This window comes from Mesorhizobium sp., assembly GCF_004962925.1.
In the GTDB taxonomy this organism is placed as follows: domain Bacteria; phylum Pseudomonadota; class Alphaproteobacteria; order Rhizobiales; family Rhizobiaceae; genus Mesorhizobium.
This window is the reverse complement of sequence record NZ_SUEO01000301.1, coordinates 1-5,761: the sequence shown is the minus strand read 5'-3', so window position 1 is coordinate 5,761 and position 5,761 is coordinate 1. Positions and strand designations below refer to the sequence as shown.

General features: G+C 61.8%; 5 protein-coding genes and 1 pseudogene. 4 read left to right on the top strand and 2 right to left on the bottom strand.

Translation table 11 applies throughout. The features are described 5' to 3' along the window. The coding region (locus E5W87_RS33335) for a D-alanine--D-alanine ligase family protein (protein ID WP_292407565.1) at window positions 1–702 on the top strand (702 nt) is incomplete at its 5' end. 79 nt (window positions 703–781) lie between these two features. Here the strand turns inward: E5W87_RS33335 and E5W87_RS33330 are convergent. Further along, complete coding sequence (locus E5W87_RS33330; RefSeq protein ID WP_292407562.1) at window positions 782–1,156, bottom strand: hypothetical protein; 375 nt, start codon at window positions 1,154–1,156, stop codon at window positions 782–784. Window positions 1,157–1,262: 106 nt separating this feature from the next. Further along, window positions 1,263–2,381 carry a LacI family DNA-binding transcriptional regulator gene (locus E5W87_RS33325; protein ID WP_292407559.1) on the bottom strand — a complete coding sequence of 373 codons (1,119 nt, stop codon included), beginning with the start codon at window positions 2,379–2,381 and terminating at the stop codon, window positions 1,263–1,265. Between the two features lie 575 nt (window positions 2,382–2,956). Here E5W87_RS33325 and E5W87_RS33320 point away from each other — a divergent pair. The 3 genes and pseudogenes from E5W87_RS33320 to E5W87_RS33310 form a co-directional block, all read left to right on the top strand. Further along, window positions 2,957–3,919 (top strand): sugar-binding protein, encoded by a 963-nt coding sequence (locus E5W87_RS33320; protein WP_095484514.1) that lies wholly within the window; start codon window positions 2,957–2,959, stop codon window positions 3,917–3,919. Window positions 3,920–4,071: 152 nt separating this feature from the next. Further along, window positions 4,072–5,616: a sugar ABC transporter ATP-binding protein gene (locus E5W87_RS33315; RefSeq protein ID WP_292407568.1), complete on the top strand. Its 1,545-nt coding sequence runs from the start codon at window positions 4,072–4,074 to the stop codon at window positions 5,614–5,616. Window positions 5,617–5,640: 24 nt separating this feature from the next. After that, window positions 5,641–5,761 (top strand): annotated as a pseudogene (locus E5W87_RS33310) (ABC transporter permease); the annotation flags it as partial.

The window sequence follows — 5,761 nt, the reverse complement described above, 5'->3', positions numbered from 1 at the left end:
GCCGGCTGCGGCATTCTTGGTTCGGCCACAGCCCTCGACAAGGACATTGCCAAGCGGCTGCGGAACGAGGCGGGCTTGCCCACCGCGCGCTCCGTCACAATCCACCACGGCGCCGCACCGACCTTTGCGGAACTGCAGAGCGTGCTTGGTCTTCCGCTTTTCATCAAGCCGGCCCGGCAAGGCTCCTCCGTCGGCGTCAGCAGGGTTTCGGCTGAAAAAGACTACGAGGCAGCGCTGGCGGAAGGCTTTAGGCACGACCGCAAGCTGCTGGCCGAAGAATTCATTCGAGGCCGCGAGATCGAATGCAGCGTGCTGGAGGATACAGAAGGTGGCATCTTTGTTTCCCGTACCGGCGAGATCGTGCCGGCACAGAGCCACGGGTTCTACAGCTACGACGCCAAATATATCGACGCCGACGGCGCGGCGCTGAAAGTCCCGGCCGAACTGCCGCAGGAGATCGAAGGCGAGATCCGCGAGACAGCGGCAAAGGCCTTCCGTGCGGTCGGCTGCGACAGCATGGCCCGCGTTGATTTCTTCGTGACGCCGGATATGCGCATCCTCATCAACGAACTCAACACCATTCCCGGTTTCACCGATATCAGCATGTATTCCAAGGCGATGGCGGCAAGCGGCGTCAGCTACCCCGAGATTATCGACCGGCTGGTGGCGCACGGGCTGGCACGCGCCGGTCGATCAGCTTGATGGCGAGAGCTTGTCGGAAGATCCCCGACTGACGCGACGATTTTGCGACCGGATCCGGCTGAACAACTTGGTGTGTGGTCTATGACGCTGAAGACCTTACCAACGGCCCGAAAAAGCCGATGATACGCGTTATCCGCTTCTGGCTGGGGTCGAGGAATGCGATGTCCAAACCCTCGGGGAAGGACGATCCGTCAGGCATCACAAACTTCCACGCAAAGCGTGCGATCCCATGATGAACATCCACGTCACTCGTCCGTAAGATGCGGGCATCGGGATGCTTGGCCAGAACACTTGCGATGTGCGCGAGCAGTTCCTCCACGCCAGCAGCATGAACTGTAGGATCTGTGTATGTCGCGCCATCGCTCCAGATCGGCAACAGCAACGCCCGCCGCTTCTCGGCGTTCTCATCCGACCAGGCAGCGCAATACGAATCGATGAGAAGCGTCAAAGGCATTCTATTCCCCTGATGCATTTCGCCACAACCAGACTGCGGCAAGTCGTCAGTGCGGCGTTTGCATTTGCCCGAAGTCTGAAAGTTCTCAGCCGGCTGCCGGACCGTGTTAGCGCGCAGGCGCTACGGCACTGACCGATTCCCGTTCGACCAGCGGGCATTCAAGCTTGGTGATGGGGTAGCGGCCGCGGCCGGGCGGTGCGGGAACTTCCAATTGCTCGATCGCCCATTGCCCCATCGCCATATGCGGCAGGATAGACGTCGTCAAAGGCGGGAATAGATGGCGGGCGATTTCCTCGTCGTCATAGCCGACGACCGAAATATCCCCGGGGATGTGCAGGCCTGCTTCCTTCAGCGCCTCATAGCAGCCGATCGCGGTGCGGTCGTTCTGGCAGAAGATGGCGGTCGGGCGGTCCTTCAGCGCCAGCAGCTTGACGGTCGCGGCATAGCCGGCGCTCGCCGACCAGTCGCCCTCGACCACCAACTCCGCATCGAACGGGATGTCGGCCGTCGCCAGCGCCCGGCGGTAGCCCTTCAGCCGATCCTGCGCCGCTTGCATCCAGGGCTCGCCGGTGATGGTGGCGATGCGGCGGTGGCCATGGCTGATCAGGTGGCGGGTGGAACTCTGGCCGCCGGCGATCTCGCTCGGCACCACGGCGGGGAAGGCGTAGTCGGCGGTGTAACAATTGAGCAGGATGACCGGGATGTCGAGGCCGTAGAGATAATCTGGCGCGACGATCTCGCGCGTGAAGATCGTCATGTAGATCAGTGCTGAAATGCCCCGCTTGGTCAGTGCCGAAATGGCGCGCGGCTCCATGACGGAATCGCCCAAAGTCTGCGCGACCAGCACGACATTGCCGGCATTCCACGAAGCCTGGCGCGCCCCTTCGATGGCGACGACCGCTTCGGGGCTGGTCGCCAGTTGGTCGACCGCGAAGCCGATCACCCCGTCCAGCCCTTCGAACGAGGCGACAGGGCCGCGAAGAGCAGAGAAGGCTGGTGGCGCATAGCCGAGACCCCGCGCGGCCTCGATCACCCGTTCGCGGGTCTGCTGCGACAGCCTTATGCCCGGTGTGTTGTTGAGAACGAACGAAACCGTCGCCTGCGAGCAGCCGGCTGCCCTGGCGATATCGGTCATGGTGACGCGACCCTTGGGATTTTTCGCAGGAGCCTTTCGGCGCTTGGAGACCTCAGGCGCAGGATCACGCAGATCCGTCGGTTCGTTCATGGCATCGTGTTCCAAATTCCCGGCCGGGCTGATCAGAGGTCGCCCTGAACGTCGTTAAATACGGCAGTCCGGCCCGGTGCTTCGCGTTTATAAAACAAGCGCTCGATTAATCCTTATTATCATTCTGGCAGTCGAATGGCTATCAGCGCGAAGAGAGCAATGTGAGATTACGCGGTCCTGAAAGAAGGATTCCTCCCTTTCTCGCACCATGCGGCAGGCAGCCATTTCGTCAGCGGCACCAGGTTCCAACCCGAAGACTAATACTATTTACTAATAGCCGTAAGCGTTTTAAAGTCAATTTGTCGTGCCGGTCCGGGATCGGACGGGCCATGACGGGAAGCAGGCGTGTGCCGCTGCATCCGCGGCTCTTGGGCCGGCAAAGCAACGCCGCGCAATTACAGAAATGTCAGACAAATCCGACTATACGAACAGCCAATGAGTCTCTAAAGTCCAAAATCGCGGCTGGAATGGCGCCGTTCTTTCGCTGCCAGAACCCCTTGAGGAGGAGGGCGTCCAAGCCGAATTCGACAAAGTTCAGATCAGCGAAAATGACTGAATCAAACGGGAGGTTGAACATGAAATCTGTGATACGAAATGCGTCCGTCGCCGCCGCCGCCCTGGCTCTCGGCCTGTCCATCACGGCAATTGCGCGCGCCCAGGACAAACCGACGCTGGCCTTCGTCGTCAACGGCGCTTCCGATTTCTGGAAGGCGGCCGAAGCCGGCGTCAAGAAGGCGCAGGCCGAATTGCCCGACTACGATCTGCAGCTCAAATATCCGGAGCAGTCCTCTGTCGCCATCCAGCAGCGGCTGATGGATGATCTGGTGACGGCCGGCGTCAAGGCCATCATGGTTTCGGCAGTCGACCCCAAGACCTCGACCGACGGGCTGAACAAGATCGCCTCGGAGACGGCACTGTTCACCACCGACAGCGATGCACCGCAGACCAAACGGGTCGCCTATATCGGCTCGTCCAATATCGACGCCGGCAAGCAGGCGGCAGAGATCGCCAAGAAGGCGATGCCCGACGGCGGCAAATGCCTCGGCTTCGTCGGCCTGCTCGGCGCCGACAATGCCAAGGAGCGCATCGAAGGCATGAAGGAAGGGCTCGCCGGCACCAAGATCGAACTGATCGACGTTCGTGGTGACGACATCGACCAGGCCCGCGCCAAGAAGAACGTCGAGGACGCGCTGGTCGCCAGCCCCGACGTCACCTGCATGGTCGGCTTCTATTCCTACAACACGCCGCGCATCTATGAAGCGCTGCGCGACGCCGGCAAGCTCGGTCAGATCACGGTCGTCGGCTTCGACGACGATCCGATCACGCTGGGCGGCGTCAAGGAAGGCACCGTTGCCGCCACCGTCGTGCAGCAGCCCTTCGAATGGGCCTATCAGGGCATGAAGCTGATGGCGGCCTACCTCAAGGGCGACAAATCAGGCGTTCCCGCTGACGGGCTGATCATCGTGCCGACCAAGATCATCGGCAAGGACGACGTCGACGCCTATGCCGCCAATCTGAAGACGATGGCGGGTAAATAATCGGCGTTGGCGCTGCCCCTCATCCGCCTGCCGGCACCTTCTCCCCGTGAAGAACGGGGAGAAGCGACAAGCTCCAGGGGCAGCGCGACGCTGTTATTGACGGGCCTCGCCAGGCCCGTCAGTCTGTGGCCCACCGGCTGCTGTCAGGCATGATGAATTATTCCGACGCATCGATCAGCGCATCCACGACTGCCCCGTTCCTCAGCCTCGAGGGCGTGCGCAAGACCTACCCCGGCGTGGTCGCGCTGGACGGGTTTTCGATGGAAGTCAGGCCCGGCGAGGTCATCGGTCTCGTCGGCGAAAACGGCGCCGGCAAATCGACGCTGATGAAAATCCTCGGCGGCGTGACCACCCCCGACACCGGCACGATTATCGTCGACGGCATCGCCCATGACGGGCTGACGGTAGAAGCCAGCATCGGTTCCGGCATCGCCTTCGTCCACCAGGAACTCAACCTGTTCGAAAACCTCGATGTTGCCGCCAACATCTTCTTCGGCCGCGAGCCATTGCGCGCCGGCCCGCTCAAGCTGGTCGACCGCGCCAGGCTGCGCGCACTGTCGGCGCCGATCCTCAAACGCGTGGGCGCCAATTTCTCGGCCGATACGCCGGTATCGGCGCTGTCGCTTGCCCAGCAGCAGATGGTCGAAATCGCCAAGGCGCTGTCGATCGAGGCGCGGCTGGTCATCCTCGACGAGCCGACATCGAGCCTGCCCCTTGCCGAAACCGACAAGCTGCTCGATGTCATCAGGGCGCTGAAGGCGGAGGGCATCAGCGTCATCTTCATCTCGCACCGCCTTCACGAGGTCGAGCGGGTCGCCGATCGCGTCATCGTGCTGAGGGACGGCATGCTTGCCGGCACGCTGCCGAAAAACGCCATCAATCACGACCAGATGGTCAAGCTGATGATCGGACGTTTGCTGAAGGAGAGGGAGAAGGCGGCAGAATCGGCACGACCGCCCGGCACCGTCGCCTTGTCGGCCAAGGCTATTCGCACAAGCGCCTATCCCGACCGGCCGGTGGATCTCGGCGTCAGGCATGGCGAAATCCTCGGCCTGGCTGGTCTTGTCGGCTCCGGCCGCACCGAACTGGCGCGCGTGCTTTTCGGCATTGAGAAGGCACTTGGTGGTGCGCTCCAGCTTGATGGAATAGATCTGGTTCTTGGTTCGGCTGCGGACGCGGTGGCCAACGGGATCTTCCTCGTCCCGGAAGACCGCAAGCTGACCGGCATCCTGCTCGACCTGTCGATTGCCCAGAACATTTCGCTCCCCAATCTGCCGGCGCATGCCCGGCGGTTCCTGGTTTCTGCCAGCGCCGAAGCCATCACCGCCGAGAAGCAGAAACGCAATCTCGGCATCAAGGCGCCCTCGGTGGCGACGCGCACCGGCACGCTGTCCGGCGGCAACCAGCAAAAGGTGGTGCTGGCCAAGTGGCTGGCCATGAACCCCAAAGTGATGATCCTCGATGAACCGACACGCGGCATCGATATCGGCGCCAAGGCCGAAATCTACGGGCTGATGCGCGCGCTGGCCGATGCCGGCGTCGCCGTGCTGATGATCTCCAGCGACATGGAAGAGGTTATCGGCGTCTCCGACCGCATCGCCGTCATGCATGAGGGCCAGATCTCAGGCATTCTCGACAAGGAACAGTTCAGCCAGGAAAACGTGCTGCTGCTGGCGGTTGGCAAACGGCCGAAATAGTTCGCAGGCAACGGGGAGAAGACGATGAGCAAGAAAGATCTCGGCCTGCTGATCCTGATCCTTGTGGTGGGAGCCGTGGTGGCGATCATCAATCCGCGTTTCCTGCTGCCGATCAACCTCGCCAACACCTCGAACCTGATCGGGC

Bases quoted from the DNA above. Each gene is read 5' to 3' on its own strand.
- E5W87_RS33330 (WP_292407562.1), bottom strand. From the start codon at position 1,156: ATGCCTTTGACGCTTCTCATCGATTCGTATTGCGCTGCCTGGTCGGAT.
- E5W87_RS33325 (WP_292407559.1), bottom strand. From the start codon at position 2,381: ATGAACGAACCGACGGATCTGCGTGATCCTGCGCCTGAGGTCTCCAAG.
- E5W87_RS33320 (WP_095484514.1), top strand. From the start codon at position 2,957: ATGAAATCTGTGATACGAAATGCGTCCGTCGCCGCCGCCGCCCTGGCT.
- E5W87_RS33315 (WP_292407568.1), top strand. From the start codon at position 4,072: ATGAATTATTCCGACGCATCGATCAGCGCATCCACGACTGCCCCGTTC.